The sequence below is a fragment of the Chelativorans sp. AA-79 genome, assembly GCF_029457495.1.
Taxonomy (GTDB): Bacteria; Pseudomonadota; Alphaproteobacteria; order Rhizobiales; family Rhizobiaceae; genus Chelativorans.
The window spans coordinates 1,963,940-1,980,021 of sequence record NZ_CP120361.1 but is presented as its reverse complement, the minus strand read 5'-3'; the positions used below and the strand labels follow the sequence as shown (position 1 = coordinate 1,980,021).

Below are 16,082 nucleotides of genomic sequence, written 5' to 3'. Positions count from 1 at the left end.
GAGAAGCGACATGGGCACGATCAGACGCGTTCCGCACTGCAGTCACTGGGGCGCCTATGCATTGCTTGTCGAGGATGGCCGGATCGTCGGCGCCGAACCGTTCGGCCCGGACCCGGCTCCCTCGCCCATCATCCATTCTGTCGGCGAATGGGCCAATCCGGAGCGGCGCGTGCTACGGCCCATGGTGCGGGAAGGTTGGCTGAAAAACCGGGAACGGAGCGACGGCGCCGGGCGCGGGCGCGAACGCTTCGTCCCGGTCACCTGGGACGAGGCGACGCAGTTGGTCGCGGGCGAGATCAGCCGCGTCTCGTCCGCCTTCGGCAACGCTTCGATCTTCGCTGGCTCCTACGGCTGGACGAGCTGCGGCCGCTTCCACCACGCCTCATCCCTGCTAAAGCGCATGCTCAACCTCGCCGGCGGTTATACAGGCCATGTGGATACCTATTCGATCGCAGCCGGCCCGGTGATCCTGCGTCACACGCTTGGCAGCGACGTCGCCAGCGGCGGACTTGCCAATACGCTCGATTCGATCGCCGAGCATAGCGAGACGGTGCTCGTGTTCGGCGCCATGTCGCCACGGACCGCACAGACGGAAGCCGGCGGCATCGGCACCCATACTCTGGAGACGCATTTGCGCCGCCTCGCTGAGCGCAAGGCGCGCATCATCCTGATCTCCCCGCTCCGCGACGACCTGCCCGAGTGGGTCGGCGCCGAATGGTGGCCCATCCGGCCGAACACCGACACCGCGCTGATGCTCGCGCTCGCCGGCGAGATCGTGAAGACCGGGCGGCATGATCGCGACTTCCTCGAGCGCTGCTGCAGCGGGTCGGAGACGTTCCTCGACTATCTTGCAGGCAGGACCGACGGTGTCGCCAAGGACGCGGCCTGGGCCGCCACCATCACCGGCCTCGACGCCTCCCGCATCGCAGCGCTCGCCCCCACGCTGGTCGAGCGGCGCAGCATGATCACGGTGAGCTGGAGCCTGCAACGGGCTCACCACGGCGAGCAGCCCTTCTGGGCCGCGCTGGGGCTCGCCTCGGTCATCGGGCAGATCGGCCTACCTGGCGGCGGCGTCGGCTACGGCTATGGATCGCTGGGCGGCGTCGGCGCCCCGTTCAACACCGGCAAGGCGCCGGCGATCTCCCAGCTGACGAAGCCGATCGACAGCTTCATCCCGGTTGCGCGCATCGCCGACCTTCTGCTCAATCCTGGCGCCAGCTTCACGTATCAGGGCGAGACGCGCACCTATCCCGACACACGGCTGGTCTACTGGGCCGGCGGCAATCCCTACCACCATCACCAGGACCTGAACCGGCTCGAACGCGCCTGGGCCCGCCCGGAGACGATCGTCGTTCAAGACCCGATGTGGACCGCGACGGCGCAGCGCGCCGACATCGTGCTTCCCGCCTCGACCTCTATCGAGCGCAACGACATCGCCGGTAACCGCCGGTCGGACTACGTGCTCGCCATGCACAAGGCGATCGAGCCGCTCGGCGAGGCGCGTTCGGATTTCGACATCTTCAATGCCGTCGCCTGCGAACTCGGGCTCGGACCCGCCTTCAACGAGGGCCGCGACGAGATGGGATGGCTGCGTCATCTCTACGAGGAAAGCCGCGCCGACGCGGCAGTGCGGCGCGACTTTCAGATGCCCGATTTCGACACCTTCTGGGAACGGGGCTATGCGGCGGTGCCGCTCCGGCGGCATTATACCTACCTGGCCGATTTCCGCCGGGATCCGACCGCCCACGCTCTGGCAACCGAAAGCGGCCGCATCGTTCTCGGCTCCCGGACGCTTGCCCGGCTCGGCTATGACGACTGCCTGCACCATCCCGCATGGCTGGAGCCGGCGGAATGGCTCGGGCACGCAAGCGCGCCCGATGAGTTCCATCTCATTTCGCACCAGCCGGAGGGACGGCTGCACAGCCAGCTCGAGACCGGTCGCGCAAGCCGCGCCCTCAAGCGCAACGGCCGAGAACAGGTTCGCATCAACCCGGACGACGCCGCGCGGCTCGATATCGCCGACGGCGCAACGGTGCGGTTGTGGAACGACCGGGGCGCCTGCCTCGCCACGGCGAACGTGACGGACACGGTCCGCGAGGGCGTCGCCGTGCTGCCGACCGGCGCTTGGCTGACCCCCGCCGGGAATAGCGGGCTGGACATCGCGGGAAACCCCAATGTGCTTACGCTCGACGTGCCGACCTCGCGCTTCGGCCAGGGCTGCTCGGCGCACACTTGCCTGGTCCGGATCGAACCCTATCACGGGCACCTGGCCGATGCGTTCGACAGCTATCTCACCCGACTGGCCGAGCTTGCGGCCACCTGAACATCCCTGGAGAACAAGATGAACGCCCAGCCCATCAGCCGGTTTCCCGTCCCCGACATCGCCGACCTGCCCAAGGACATCGCCGAGCGCATCCTCGCGGTGCAGGAGAAGTCCGGCTTCGTCCCCAACGTCTTTCTTGTCCTCGCCCACCGGCCCGACGAGTTCCGTGCCTTCTTCGCCTATCACGACGCGCTGATGGACAAGCCGGGCAATTTGACCAAGGCCGAGCGCGAGATGATCGTGGTCGCGACCAGCAACATCAATCAGTGCCAATACTGCGTGGTGGCGCACGGCGCGATCCTCAGGATTCGCGCCAAGGACCCGCTGATCGCGGATCAGGTGGCGATCAACTATCGCAAGGCCGACGTCACGCCGCGCCAGATGGCCATGTTGGACTTTGCCATGAAGGTCTCCCAGCGCGCCTACGAGGTGGACGAGGAGGATATGGACGTCCTGAAAGCGCACGACTTCACCGAGGAGGACGCCTGGGACATCGCAGCCATCGCCGCCTTCTTCGGCATGTCCAACCGGCTGGCGAACGTCACCAGCATGCGGCCGAACGACGAGTTCTATTCGCTGGGACGCTGAACATGGCCAAGGGATACAAGGAGATGCTGGCGGAGGCCGAGGCGGTCGTTCAATCCGTCGATACGGCCGAGATGGCATCGCAACCGGCCGACGTCGTGATGGTCGACGTCCGCGACCCGCGCGAACTCGAACGCGACGGCATGATACCCGATGCCATGCACGCGCCGCGCGGGATGCTGGAGTTCTGGATCGATCCCGAAAGCCCGTATCACAAACCGGCATTCGCGGAGGACCGGACCTTCGTCTTCTACTGCGCGTCGGGCTGGCGCTCGCTGCTTGCGGCCAAGGTGGCACAGGAGATGGGGCTGAACGCGAAAAGCATGCGCGGCGGCTTCAGCGAGTGGAAGCGGGCCGGCTTTCCCGTTGCCGAGAAGAAGAAGCGCGAAGCATAGGCGACCGGCCGCGGCTGCGGCGGTATCTGTGGGAGGTGAACGTAGTGAACAAATACCAAGATGGTCTGGAGCGCTGCGAGGCCAACCATCAGCCGATGACGCCCCTGATCTATCTGGAGCGAGCGGCGCGAACCTACCCTGACCGTCTGGCGGTGATCCATGGCGAGACCCGGCTCTCCTACGCGCAGTTCTGGAAGAATTGCCGCAAGCTCGCCTCCGCTCTCGTCAAGGAAGGAATCGGCAAGGGCGACACGGTCACGGTGATGCTGTCCAACACGCCTGCGATGCTGGAGACGCATTTCGGCGTGCCCATGGCCAATGGAGCGGTGCTTCATTCATTGAACACGCGCTCGGACGCGGCCACCGTCGCCTTCCAGCTCGACCATGCCGAGTCCCGGATCGTGATCGTCGACCGTGAGTTTTCCGGCGTCATGAAAAGCGCGCTCGGGCAGGCGGCGGTCACGCCGCTCGTCATCGACTTCGACGACCCCGACTATCCCGACGACGCGCCCGCCCCCAAAGGCGAGCGGATCGGCAGCCGCGACTATGCCGCGTTCGTGGCTGGAGGCGACGAAAGCTTCGAGGGCGTCATGCCCGTCGACGAATGGGATGCGATAGCGCTGAACTATACGTCGGGAACGACCGGGAATCCGAAGGGCGTTGTCTACCATCACCGCGGCGCCGCACTGGCCGCGCTCAGCAACACGATCCACTCGGAAATGGGCAAGCACCCGGTCTATCTGTGGACGCTGCCGATGTTCCATTGCAACGGCTGGTGCTTTCCCTGGGCAGTCGCGGTGCAGGCCGGGACGCACGTCTGCCTTCGCTGGGTGCGCGCCAGGGCGATGTACGATGCGATCGCCGACCATGGCGTCACCCATCTTTGCGGCGCGCCGATCGTGATGTCGACGCTGGTCAACGCGCGCGATGACGAGAAGCGCGCCTTTGCGCACAACGTGATCTTCAACACGGCAGCTGCGCCACCACCGGAAGCGGTGCTGCAGGCCATGTCGGAAGCCGGTTTTCGGGTAAACCACCTCTACGGCCTCACCGAGACCTACGGTCCGGCCGTCGTCAACGAGTGGCATTCGGACTGGGACGCCCTCCCGGCCTCGCAACAGGCGGTCAGGAAAGCCCGCCAGGGGGTCAACTACCTGTCCCTTTCAGCGGTCACCGTGCGCGATCCGCAAACCATGGAAGCGGTGCCCGCCGATGGCACGACACTGGGCGAGGTCATGTTCCGCGGCAACATCGTCATGAAGGGTTATCTGAAGAACAGGAAGGCCACCGAGGAAGCCTTCGCCGGCGGCTGGTTCCACTCCGGCGATCTCGGGGTCCTTCATCCGGACGGCTACATCCAGCTCAAGGACCGCTCGAAGGACATCATCATTTCGGGCGGTGAGAACATCTCTTCCATCGAGGTCGAGGACGCGCTGTACAAGCATCCCGCCGTCGCCGTCTGCGGCGTCGTCGCCAGACAGGACGAGAAATGGGGCGAAAGGCCGGTTGCCTTCGTGGAACTCAAGCCCGGTAGGCAAGCAAGCGAAGCCGATCTCCTGGCACACTGCAAGGCGAATCTGGCAGGCTACAAGTGCCCCGCCAAGATCGTCTTCGCCGAGATTCCCAAAACGTCGACCGGCAAGATCCAGAAGTTCGCGCTGCGCAATCTGGCCAGCGAACTCGAATAGGGTCCGGGAGGACGGCTTCCGCCCGGACCGGCTCCATCGAAGCGGGAATGATCCGGCCTCAGGCCCTGACGTCGATCACGACGCGTCCCCGGATCCTGCCGGCGACGATCTCGTTCGCGAGCCTCGGCAGTTCCGACAGCGGCTCGACGCGTGCGATCCTGTCGAGATGCGCCTTGTCCAGATGATCGGCGAGCGTCTTCCAGGCATGATCTCTCTTGCCCGCAGGCGCCATGACGCTGTCGATGCCGATGAGCGTTACGCCGCGCAGGATGTGCGGCGCCACGCTTGCGGGAAGTTCCATGCCGCCAGCCAGGCCGCAGGCGGCCACCGCCCCGCCATAGGCGGTCTGGGCCAGCACATTGGCCAAGGTCGTCGATCCGACCGAATCCACCGCGCCCGCCCAGCGCTCCTTCTGCAGCGGGCCGCCCTTCGCGGCCAGCGCCTCGCGCTCCACGAAGTTCGCTGCACCCAGGGCCGAAAGATAGTCGTGTGTTTCGGGACGGCCGGTGGAGGCGGTGACCGGATAGCCTTTCCCGGAAAGAAGACTAATCGCGGTCGAGCCGACGCCACCCGCCGCACCGGTGACCAGCACCTCCCTGCCTCCCGGCGCGATGCTGCCCCATTGCTCCAGCGCGTCCACGCACAACGCGGCGGTGTAGCCGGCGGTGCCGATGGCCATCGCCTGCTCCAGGGTGAAGATCTCCGGCAGGCGGGTCAGCCATTGCGGCTTCAGCTTCTGGTAGCGCGTGTAGCCGCCCCATTCGGTCTCGGAAAGCCCCCAGCCGTTGACGATCACATGATCGCCGGCCTTCCAGTCCGGCGACCGGCTCTCGATGACGGTTCCGGCAACGTCGATGCCCGCCACCAGGGGCAGCCGTCGCGCAATGCGACCCTTGCCGCTGACGGCAAGCCCATCCTTGTAGTTCAGCGTAGAATAGGCGACTTCGACCAGCACGTCGTGATCCGGCAGGTCGGCAACCGTCAATTCGCGGAACTCGGCCGTGGGGGCGCCGTCGCGATCGACGATCATCAGGGCACGGAATGTCTCGTCCATAGCGTTATTTCTCTCCTGTTGCCGTGTAGATCAGGCTTGCGTCCCGGTTCCGCCGCCGCGCCGTTCCAGCGCTTCCGCAAGCACGCCGCGCATGCCCTCCAGATGCTCGCGCATCAGCACAGCCGCACCTTCCCCGTCGCGTGCCTCGATGGCCCGCATGATCCGCTCGTGCGCATCGACCGCGCTGCGCCGGACGCGATGGCGGTAGATCAGCATGTTGGTGACCGGGATGAAGCTTTCGATGACCGTGTACATCATGAGCCGCAGCGGTCCGTTGGCGGTCGCGTCGACCAGCGCCCGATGGAAACGCACGTCCGAAGCACAGAAATCCTCGTCCGAAAGGTCTTCCCGGCGCTGCAGTGCGATCTCGGCGGCCATGGCCTCGAGATCCTTTTCGGCGCGGTTCACTGCTGCCATGCGGCAGCACGCCGCCTCGGTTTCCATGCGCGCCGCGATGATCTCGTCGACTTCGAAGGCGCCGAGGCCGACAAGCAGCGTCGCCGCGCCGGCAATCGCCTGGCCGACGCCCTCCGGGTCGGGTCGGGTCACGAAATTGCCGCCGGCAGGACCGCGTCGCGAGCGGATGAGGTTCTGCGCGGCCAACCGCTTCAGCGCCTCCCGAACCGTCGGCCGCGACACGCCGAAACGGCGGGCGAGTTCCTCTTCGTTCGGAAGCCTCTGATCGACCTTCAACCGGCCTTCGAGGATCGCCGAGCGGATGGTTTCGGCCACCTGCCTGGCGAGGCCGGTCCGGACGATCTCGTCGTAGTTCAGCGACAAGCGGCACCTGTGCAAGATTCGGTTACAGCGGAATCATACAATGAAATATAGGTTTGACAAATAAACAACCGTCGACAAGGCCGGAAATCTCGGCCGGGCCACGAAATCTGCCTGCTCATGACACTGCGTGAAGTCGCAGCTTGCGGTCGGTGTTTACCGGATGCATCATCGGCAAAGACGGGCAGAGCTGCGCGTTCGCTTGATTTGAGCGGAACCACCTTTGCAGCCTCGCATTCACTGAGGAGCCATGGACGAGCGCCCCGCCACTGCACCGCAGACACGCACCGGCCCGCATATGCTTCGCGAGCGTCTCCGCCTGCTCTATCACGGCCACACTCCCGGCGCCCTGCGCTTCCAATACGCCGTGATGGCAGTCGACTTGCTGATCGTCGCCTTCTTCGTTGCCAGCCCGGTGCTCCAGAAGCGGCCGTCATTCCTCTGGATAGACTATTCGATCGCGACGCTCCTCGTTCTCGACATCACAGCCCGTGCATTGGCATCCAAGGACATTCCGCGCTGGCTGCGGCAACCGACGAGCATCGTGGACATCTTCATCCTGCTCACACTGCTCCTTCCGCTATGGCTCGCCAACCTGGGCTTCCTGCGCGTGCTGCGCCTGTGGTCGCTGTCGCGCAGCGGAGTGTTCTGGCGGCCCCTGATCAGGCGAGGCTACGGCCAATGGCGCGAGGTCGTGCAGTCCGTGGTCAACCTGATCAGCTTCCTCTTCGTGGTGACAGGCTTCATCTACACGTTCTTCTTTCGGGAAGGCTCCGGTTTCACGGGTTATATCGACGCCCTCTATTTCACCGTCACCAGCATGACCACCACCGGCTACGGGGACATCCTGCTGCCGGGTCCCTGGGGCAAGCTCACGGCAGTCGTGATCATGCTGGCAGGCATCACCCTCTTCATCCGGTTGGGACAGGCGGTCTTTCGGCCGAACAAGGTCTGGCACCCCTGCCCGCAATGCGGGCTGCAGCGCCATGATCCGGATGCGGTCCACTGCAAAGCCTGCGGTTACATGCTCAAGATCCCGGATTCGGACGATTGAGCCCCGGTTGCGAAAGCGTCGGACATTTGCCCCGCATGGCCGCGCTGGAGCCTCGGCCTTCTGCTTTGCCGGCGTCCTCCGGCCTTCGGACTGCCGATGCAATCGGCCGCCGGTACGGCGGCGTCACGCCTTGGGCTCCTTGCTCACAATGCCGGGCAAGAGGCTCGCAAGCTCCATGGGGAACGGAAAGACGATGGTGGAGTTCTTCTCGCCCGCCACCACGTTCAGCGTTCCCAGATAGCGCAGTTGCATGGCCTCCGGCCGGCCGGCCAAAATCTCCGCCGCTTCCAACAGCTTCTGCGCGGCCTGGGCCTCGCCTTCGGCATTGATGATCTTCGCGCGCCGTTCGCGCTCCGCCTCGGCCTGGCGGGCGATGGCGCGGACCATGGATTCGTCGATGTCCACATGCTTGATCTCGACATTGGCGACCTTGATGCCCCAGGCGTCCGTCTGCTTGTCGAGGATCTCCTGGATATCGGCGTTGAGCTTGTCGCGCTCGGCCAGCATCTCGTCGAGGTCGTGCTTACCGAGCACCGAGCGCAGCGTCGTCTGGGCGAGCTGGCTGGTGGCCATCATGAAGTCCTCCACCTGGATGGTCGCGTTCTCGGGGTCGATGACACGGAAATAGATGACCGCATTGACCCGTACCGAGACATTGTCGCGTGAGATCACGTCCTGGCCCGGCACGTCCAGCACCAGCGTGCGCAGGTCCACACGCACCATCTGCTGCACGAAGGGGACCAGCAGGATCAGCCCCGGCCCCTTCGCCCCGGTGAAACGGCCGAGCGTGAAGACCACCCCGCGCTCGTACTCCCGCAAGATCTTGATCACCGACGCGAGGATCGCGACCAGAAGAACGACAAGGACTGCAAAGAAGGTGAAATTGCCGAACAGATTCATGAGTTTCCTCCTCTCGCGGCGATTTCCCCCTCCTCAGCCGCTACCACCTCGAGTGTGAGCCCGTCGCGGCCGATAATGCGCACGGGCTGACCTTCCTCCAGCGGCTCCGACGATACCGCCCGCCAGCGCTCTCCATGAACGAACACATAGCCTCCCGTTCCGTTCCAGCGATGCACGGCGCCGGTCGCGCCGATGAGCTGCTGCGCGCCGGTGACGATCTTGTGCCGGTGAGAGCTCCACGCCAGCCGGACGATGACGAGCGTGAGGGCCAGGCTCGCCACCGCCACGGCGCCGATGACCGGCCAGGAGAGCTGCAGGCCCGGCACATCCGTATCGAACAGGATGGTGGCGCCCACCACCACCGCCAGCGCGCCGCCGATGCCGAGAATGCCGAAGGAGGGCGCGAAGGCCTCCGCCACGATGAGCGCAATGCCCAGAAGCATCAGTCCCGCCCCCGCATAGGTGACCGGCAGCACTGCCAGCGCGTAAAGGCCGAGGAGCAGGCTGATACCGCCCACCGTGCCCGGCACCATGGCACCCGGATTGAGGAGTTCGAAGATCAGCCCGTAGATGCCGATCATCATGAGGATCAGCGCTACGTTGGGGTTTGTAATGATGGCAAGAAGCCGGGTCCGCCAGTCTGGCTCCATCTCGTCGACGCTCAAGCCAGCGGTATCGAGCGTCAGGGTTCCCTGGCTCGTGCGTACCCTCCTTCCGTCGGCCTGCGCCAGGACATCCTCGACGCTGCCGGCGAGGAAGTCGATCACGCCTTCGCGCTCGGCCACGGTGGAGGAAAGGCTTGCCGCCTGGCGCACCGCGCGCTCGGCCCAGTCCGCATTCCGTCCACGCAGTTCGGCTAGGCCGCGGATATAGGCGACGGCGTCGTTGATTGCCTTCGCCTCGGATGCACTGCGCGGCGCCTGGCCATCGCCGCCTTCCGTTTCCTCTGCGGCTTCTCCATCCTCTGCCCCGCTCGGCTCCTCGTCGGCGCCAAAAGGAAAACCACCGCCGATGGCCACCGGTGTCGCCGCGCCGAGATTGGTGCCGGGTGCCATGGCGGCCACATGGCTCGCATAGAGGATGTAGGTGCCGGCACTGGCCGCGCGCGCGCCGGACGGCGCGACATAGCTCGCGACCGGCACCGGCGAGGCCAGGATGGCAAGGATGATCTCACGCATGGAGGTATCGAGCCCGCCGGGCGTGTTCATCTGCAGCACGACCAGCTTTGCCTCACGCCCCGCCGCCCGCTCCAGCCCTCGCGAGATGTAGTCGGCCGTCGCCGGGCTCACGGCACCGTCCAGCCTGAGCAGGACGGCTGTACCCCCTTGCTGAGACGCGAGCGGAACTGCCAGGCCGAGAAGCCCGGTTGCAAGCAACACCGCAAAGATGATCCCGCGCATGAAACGGCGGCACGCGGGGGGATTCAGGGAACTCCACTGCCAAGCTTTCATATAACGCCATATAGGCGCTATTTCGAAGCCGAAAGGGGCCGCGCAGTCTTCAAATGCGGCACGGTCCCTTCCCAGGTCCCTGACGGCAACAACGCGAGGCCAACTCGCGCATCTACCCGTTCGAAATGGGACTACGGGTTGCCAATAGGAATATTTTCTTCTCGAAAGCGGCGAATGATCTCGTGATTGATCATTTGACAGTGCTCAAGATAAGCCCAGTAATTCGGCGGGCTGTACCAGTAGGTAACGGTGATGTTGAGCGAGCCGGAGGTCAGTTCGTTAAAGAAGACGCGTGGCGGCCGCTCCGGACTGTTGATGGCTTCGTTCGGATGTCTTTCTTCCACCTCTTGCCCGCTCTGGGATCTTTGTCGTGACGGTTGAGCGCCCGCTTCACCGCCACCGGCATCGACGGGCACAGAAAGGACCTCTCGCAAGATGGCCACGGCGCGTTGGATTTTCTCCAGAGACGTATCATACGCCATCGAAAGGTTGAACGTGCGCCGTATAGAGGGTCGCTCGTCGACATTCTCGATATCCATTTCGGCTACGTTTTCGTTCGGAATGCTGACGAGATGGCCCGTGAGCAGACGCAGCCGGGTTGAGCGCATACCGATGTCTTCGACAGTACCTTCGTAGCCTCGAATCTTGATCCGTTGACCCACTTCGAAAGGCTTGTCCAAAAGCAACATGAGACTACCGAAGACGTTGCGCAAGGTGTTCTGCGCAGCCAGTGCGACAGCAAGACCCGTTACACCCGCGCTGGCAAGAATGGTGGCGAGCGAGAATCCCATGAGACGCATGCCTTGGAGCAAGACAGCTATGATGGCAATGATGCTGACCACGCGGATGCCGAGGGCCACCAGGTGGATGTCTGACGGGCGCCGTTTGGCATATTCGGTTGCGGCTGCCAGATCGATCATCACGGTTCCCAGTGAGAAGATAAAGATAATCGCCGCTATCAGGGCCATGCCATAAATGACATAGACGGCGGTCTGGAAAACCATACCTGTGATGAATATCTTGTCGCCGATCAGGTCGTAGAGCGCATAGCTGACGAGGGCCGCAAAAAGCGGCACAAGAAGCAGCGTCGCACTCCGGGCAAGGGGTGTAACGCTACGTGTCAGTCGCCTGAGAATAGACGACAGGAGCCAAATCGACAGGATCGCCAGGGCAAAGAGGGAGACCATCGCGATCCACTGCCAAATCGTCTGCCCCAGGATGTCGTTGTGCATCCAGGCGGGGAACCCGTCCGTCCACGACTGGAGCGTGGGGTTGGGGGTCAGGAAGGACGCCTGATAGAACCCTTCCGCCGACGTGGTCCGGTAAGGAAACGATCTGACTTGCCAGAAGAGGTCTTCGACCGTCTCGAGCGTTTCTTCGCTGAACAGATACTTCCCCTGGTTCGGACCCTCGTCGATCCGCACGATTTCCAGCGGGCTGCTACCGATCTTCCATGTTGACGGATATCCGTCTTGAACCGCGGCGAGCATCTGTTCCCGGTCAGGAATCTGCTCAAGCGGCGGCAGCCCGATTCGGTCGATGATCTCACGGAGATAGACGGCGGAATTCACTGCCACGTCCTGGCGCAGCGACGGTGCGACGTTCCTCAGATCGAAGAACCACTGCATCTCGTCATATAGATGCTGCAGCTCCGCTGCATCTTCCGGCGTGTACGCATCCTGCCGAAGCAAGACGTAGTAGCGCTGGGTCAATTTGAGAAAGCTAATGATCGTATCGCGGGGACTGTTGGTGTTCGCCGGATGCAGCAGTTCCTGCAGGGTCTGAACGCTCTCTTCAGCGGGCGCGACGAGTTGATCGAGGATGTCTTCAACGTCCTGTGGGTTCTCGGATACGAAGAAGTCGCCGTTGGATTCCCCGCCGGGATCAGGACCAAGATCCTGCGCAAAAGCAATCGTACCAAGCATCACCAGAATCAGTACGGCCCTGCAAATCGTCCTTTCGATCGCTCTCATGAACATCTCTCGCCAGGTCAGGTTTGGATGGGCAGGTGAATGCAGCACTCGAGCCGATACGATGTTACCTGCGAGGGCATAGCCGCAAGCTCGGCGGCCGCCTTTTTCGGCACCGTGACGTTGACCTCCACGCCGATACTGCCCTGGGCCAAGATCGGCACGGAACATGCCGACAGGACAGCAGCCGCGACTGTCATCCGATCGAGCCGCATTTTCATGTCTCCTGTTCCATTTCGGCGGTGCATCTCCTTGGCAATGTTGATGGTGTTCCTGCTCAGCGGGCGATGCGAGCACGCCGCAGGGCGGTCGGGGTCGTGAATCTATGCCGCCGCATCGACGCGGTCAGGTGGCTGTGATTGGCAAATCCGGCGATGCTGGCGATCCTCGCCAGGGATATGTCGGTCGTGACCACAAGGTGCTCGGCCAGTTCGAGACGCGCCGCAAGGACATATTGATGAGGCGATCGGCCGACCGTCTGCTTGAAGGCGCGCAGAAAATGGCTGGGCGAAAGACCGGCAAGCGACGCCAGTCGCTCGATCGACAGCCGCTCGCCAATATTGGCCCTGATGTAATCCTGAACATCACGCCATGCCTTCAACGTCAGCCCTCCACGGTGCCGTGTTGCCGGACGATCCCGAACGGTCGAATAATTGCGCAGGAGATAGGTGGAGAAGACCGTAAGTAAGGAATCCAGATATGGATAGTTCGATGGCTTGCCCGCTCGAAACTCGTCCCGGATCAAATTGGCCAGCAAAAGCGCTTTCTCGTCGACATCCCCCGCCGCAAGAATCCGAAACTCGAGATTCTCCGCATCGAATTCCAAACCCGCCAGCCTGGAGAGTTGTTCGGGTGCCAAGGCCAGCGCCAGGTTTTCCTTCGACGTCTTCCAGCGCGCAAACAGTTCGGCGTTGCAGGGAACGATCTCGACTGTGCCGGCTGGAGCTGAAAACACCGTTTTACGGCCCGGGTTGGGTGCAACCTCTCCACCCGGTTGTGGCGTCAGCAGAACCAGCGCCATGTGGGAGGGCGCGTTGAACTTGATCGAGTTCGGCTCCGTGAGTGTGCGCGTGCCCCCTCCACCGGAGCCCTCGAACTTGGCTCTCCACTCGTCAGGAATGCTGCTCAAAAGGCTGGCAACGGGCTCGACCAATGTCTCCTCCCCAATGCCCTTTAGGACTGCTCGAACGTAAGGGCGTCATTCGATGCCGACCGCCCTCTCCGAGAAGTTTTTTAACAAACGTCCTCACATATTCAAGCAGTTTATCCTATTTCTGACATCATCAGACTGCAAACTGCACATGCGTTGGTGATGTTCTCAAATATCGTTACAGGTTTTAATGAAATTCAGAAAAATCTTATTTATTTCAGCCGCACAAACTGTCAAGAAACTATCAATTTTCAAAAAATGACCATCATTTCCGCCATTTCCGGTGAAATTTCATCGTTTCTGTGCTTTCCAAAATGCGGATTCCTCGGCTAAGTTCCTTTAGGGAAACAAAGGTCTGGAGGATATCCGATTGGCCGCGCCGGGGGGCGGAGCACGAAACAGAAAGGTGAGGGAATGATCAAACGAAATGCAATTGGCTTCACCGCCGCGGCATTGCTGCTGGCAGGTTGCCAGGCCAGCCCGGACCCGCAAGTGCAGGCTCGCAACCACGAGTTCGGATGCATCGCCGGCACCATTGGCGGCGCAGTCATTGGCGGCTTGATCGGCAGCACGATCGGAGCCGGCAGAGGAGCGACGCTTGCGATGGCCGCCGGACTCGGCGGTGGCGGTTATCTCGGTAATCGGTTGGCGTGCCGCTAGGAGAGGGAGGATATCCGATGCACAAGACAATTCTTGCCGCCGCAATCACCCTCCTGGCCGGAACCGGATTTACAGCGGCACAACAGGCCCCAGCCATGCACGAAGGCCATCTCGATCAGCTCGACACCGACAATGACGGGGGCGTCAGCCAAGGGGAATATCAGGCCTTCATGTCTGCCAGCTTCGCCAGGATCGACAGCAACGGTGACGGCGTTCTCGTGCAGAGTGAAGTCGCAGAGGTGCTTACGCCGGAACAATTCGCTGCCATTGACGCCAACGGTGACGGCCGCGTGCGCCGCGATGAATTCATGGACCGGGTCATGAGAGATTTTGCGGCAGCCGACCGTAGCGGCGACGGAAACCTGAACTGAACCTTGGCAAGCGCTGAGCCCCGCAGGGTCGACAGGTGAAATTCTGAACGGAGGGACAATCGATGAAGTCCGCAATGCTGACTGCTGCCATGGTCCTGGCAACACCGGCTTTCGCATTCGCTCAGGACAAGTGCTACGATGACGCCGAGGATCAGGCAACCCTGAACGAGTGCGCCGATGCTGCGTTCAAAAAATCCGACAAGAAGCTCAATGAGCTCTACAAGCAGATTGAGGCCCGCCTGTCGGACGATGCGGATACCAAGGAGCTTCTCGTTCAAGCACAGCGCGATTGGGTCAAATTCCGCGATGCGGAGTGCAGTTTCCAGACTGCGGGCGCAGCCGGAGGAAGCGCAATCCCAATGCTCGTCGCGATGTGCATGGACGGCCTGACGCAATCCCGCGTCAAAGATTTCCAGGGTTACCTGGATTGCGAGGAAGGCGATCTGACCTGCCCCGTTCCGTCCGCGAATTGACAACTCCCGCGACCCGCTTTGATCGAAATGAAGCCGGCGGTGAGCAGAATCTCATCGCCGGTCATTCACACCCGGGCTCCACGGGCTCGATCAGATAGCCCACCCTGGTGCGGGCTCTGGCCCATCAGGTGTCATCCCGGACCGCCCGCTCTCCCCCGGATCACCTGGGAGCAGCCAATCGATCAGTCTGAAAAACTCTCCCGCACAACCCTGCAAGCCGCAGAAGCCGGTGTCTCGGGGTTGACGGGCACGGCATGCTGCCCAAAGATCGAAACTTGCGAATGACGGCGCGTGCTGGCGCGTCGAAACGGGAGGTGTCGTTCGCGGGAGGAAAAGATGAGGGAGTTCATCAGGCTCTTCCGGGGCCCCTTTGGGCACGTCACGCTTCTGAATGTCGGCGGCAATCTCGTCACCCATGCCCATCCGGAGATTCACATCGTCATCTGGCTTGCCGGATGCGCCGGCACCATGACGGTCGACGGCCGGACCATCACCCCGCAGCCGGGAGTAGCCATCGGCATCAACTCCTTCGAGCCGCACAGCCATAGCTTTGCCAAATCCGAGATCCCCGGCCAGTTCCTGGCCTTCTATATCGACCGTGAATGGCTCAACAGCCGGCTCGGATTGGCTCCCGCCTCCCTGGCCTTCGAGGAACCGGTCATTTCGCTCCCGCCCTGGCTTGCCGACCTGGCATCTCTGCTTCCCGACCGGCTGGCGAGCGGTGAGGACGATCTCGTCTCCTACGAGGTCGTACGCTTCATCGACCACATCATAGCGGCGGGCGGCGCAATGCGGCCGAAAAAAACGGTCGCCAGGACCGGGCAACGTGGCCGGGACTTCCGGATACGCAAGGCGGTCGCGCTGATGGAAGCCAATATCGGCGAACGCATCTGCTTCGACGAGGTCGCCCGCAGCGTCGGCCTTTCCCGGCCGCACTTCTTCGCGCTCTTCCGGGAGCAGATGGGGGTCACGCCGAACGTCTACTGGAACACGCTCAGGCTCGCCGAAGCCACGCGAAGCCTGCAGTCCTCCGACGAGCCGGTGATTTCCCTCGCCTGCAATCTCGGCTTTTCATCGCAGGGGAATTTCTCCCGCTTCTTCCGCGAACACACCGGCGTAGCGCCGACCGTCTACCGCTCGGCCGCCTGTGAAAGCCGGCCGGTTCCGCCGGCGCCGGCGGGCATGGAACTCTGTCGTTAGAACGACCGGCAGGACGATTTTCAGACTATTC

Annotated in this window: 16 protein-coding genes; 9 read left to right on the top strand and 7 right to left on the bottom strand. The window is 62.9% G+C overall.

Annotation, left to right across the window (positions count from 1 at the left end; translation table 11 throughout):
- The first annotated feature begins 10 nt into the window (after positions 1–10).
- The 4 genes from PVE73_RS09575 (at position 11) to PVE73_RS09560 (ending at position 4,991) form a co-directional block, all read left to right on the top strand.
- A complete protein-coding gene (locus PVE73_RS09575) occupies positions 11–2,323 on the top strand; it encodes a molybdopterin-dependent oxidoreductase (RefSeq protein ID WP_277366715.1) in 2,313 nt (770 codons plus the stop codon).
- Positions 2,324–2,341: 18 nt separating this feature from the next.
- Complete coding sequence (locus PVE73_RS09570; protein ID WP_277366714.1) at positions 2,342–2,911, top strand: peroxidase-related enzyme; 570 nt, start codon at positions 2,342–2,344, stop codon at positions 2,909–2,911.
- 2 nt (positions 2,912–2,913) lie between these two features.
- Positions 2,914–3,303, top strand: coding sequence for a rhodanese-like domain-containing protein (locus PVE73_RS09565; protein WP_277366713.1), 390 nt, complete (start codon positions 2,914–2,916; stop codon positions 3,301–3,303).
- A 95-nt stretch (positions 3,304–3,398) separates the two neighbouring features.
- Complete coding sequence (locus PVE73_RS09560) at positions 3,399–4,991, top strand: acyl-CoA synthetase (protein WP_277367399.1); 1,593 nt, start codon at positions 3,399–3,401, stop codon at positions 4,989–4,991.
- A gap of 58 nt (positions 4,992–5,049) precedes the next feature.
- Here the strand turns inward: PVE73_RS09560 and PVE73_RS09555 are convergent, their stop codons facing one another.
- Together PVE73_RS09555 and PVE73_RS09550 are read right to left on the bottom strand one after the other, a co-directional pair.
- Positions 5,050–6,045, bottom strand: coding sequence for an MDR family oxidoreductase (locus PVE73_RS09555; RefSeq protein WP_277366712.1), 996 nt, complete (start codon positions 6,043–6,045; stop codon positions 5,050–5,052).
- Positions 6,046–6,075: 30 nt separating this feature from the next.
- Positions 6,076–6,825, bottom strand: coding sequence for a FadR/GntR family transcriptional regulator (locus PVE73_RS09550; protein ID WP_277366711.1), 750 nt, complete (start codon positions 6,823–6,825; stop codon positions 6,076–6,078).
- 247 nt (positions 6,826–7,072) lie between these two features.
- Between PVE73_RS09550 and PVE73_RS09545 the strand changes: the two genes are divergently transcribed.
- Complete coding sequence (locus PVE73_RS09545; protein WP_277366710.1) at positions 7,073–7,876, top strand: potassium channel family protein; 804 nt, start codon at positions 7,073–7,075, stop codon at positions 7,874–7,876.
- A 123-nt stretch (positions 7,877–7,999) separates the two neighbouring features.
- Here the strand turns inward: PVE73_RS09545 and PVE73_RS09540 are convergent, their stop codons facing one another.
- From PVE73_RS09540 to PVE73_RS09520, 5 genes are all read right to left on the bottom strand, one after another.
- Positions 8,000–8,776, bottom strand: coding sequence for a slipin family protein (locus tag PVE73_RS09540; protein WP_277366709.1), 777 nt, complete (start codon positions 8,774–8,776; stop codon positions 8,000–8,002).
- Positions 8,773–10,176, bottom strand: a complete 1,404-nt coding sequence (locus PVE73_RS09535; protein WP_277366708.1) for a nodulation protein NfeD — start codon at positions 10,174–10,176, stop codon at positions 8,773–8,775. Before PVE73_RS09535 ends, PVE73_RS09540 begins: the two co-directional genes overlap by 4 nt.
- 182 nt (positions 10,177–10,358) lie before the next feature.
- A complete protein-coding gene (locus tag PVE73_RS09530; protein WP_277366707.1) occupies positions 10,359–12,200 on the bottom strand; it encodes a mechanosensitive ion channel domain-containing protein in 1,842 nt (613 codons plus the stop codon).
- A gap of 17 nt (positions 12,201–12,217) precedes the next feature.
- A complete protein-coding gene (locus PVE73_RS09525; RefSeq protein ID WP_277366706.1) occupies positions 12,218–12,412 on the bottom strand; it encodes a hypothetical protein in 195 nt (64 codons plus the stop codon).
- A 62-nt stretch (positions 12,413–12,474) separates the two neighbouring features.
- Complete coding sequence (locus tag PVE73_RS09520) at positions 12,475–13,350, bottom strand: AraC family transcriptional regulator (RefSeq protein ID WP_277366705.1); 876 nt, start codon at positions 13,348–13,350, stop codon at positions 12,475–12,477.
- 411 nt (positions 13,351–13,761) lie between these two features.
- On the opposite strand from PVE73_RS09520, the gene PVE73_RS09515 reads away from it, so the two are divergent.
- The 4 genes from PVE73_RS09515 to PVE73_RS09500 all read left to right on the top strand — a co-directional run bounded on the left by PVE73_RS09515 (position 13,762) and on the right by PVE73_RS09500 (position 16,051).
- A complete protein-coding gene (locus tag PVE73_RS09515; protein WP_277366704.1) occupies positions 13,762–14,007 on the top strand; it encodes a hypothetical protein in 246 nt (81 codons plus the stop codon).
- A gap of 17 nt (positions 14,008–14,024) precedes the next feature.
- Positions 14,025–14,378 carry an EF-hand domain-containing protein gene (locus PVE73_RS09510; RefSeq protein WP_277366703.1) on the top strand — a complete coding sequence of 118 codons (354 nt, stop codon included), beginning with the start codon at positions 14,025–14,027 and terminating at the stop codon, positions 14,376–14,378.
- A gap of 62 nt (positions 14,379–14,440) precedes the next feature.
- Positions 14,441–14,851 carry a lysozyme inhibitor LprI family protein gene (locus PVE73_RS09505; RefSeq protein ID WP_277366702.1) on the top strand — a complete coding sequence of 137 codons (411 nt, stop codon included), beginning with the start codon at positions 14,441–14,443 and terminating at the stop codon, positions 14,849–14,851.
- Positions 14,852–15,187: 336 nt separating this feature from the next.
- Positions 15,188–16,051, top strand: a complete 864-nt coding sequence (locus PVE73_RS09500; RefSeq protein ID WP_277366701.1) for an AraC family transcriptional regulator — start codon at positions 15,188–15,190, stop codon at positions 16,049–16,051.
- The last annotated feature ends 31 nt before the right edge of the window (positions 16,052–16,082 follow it).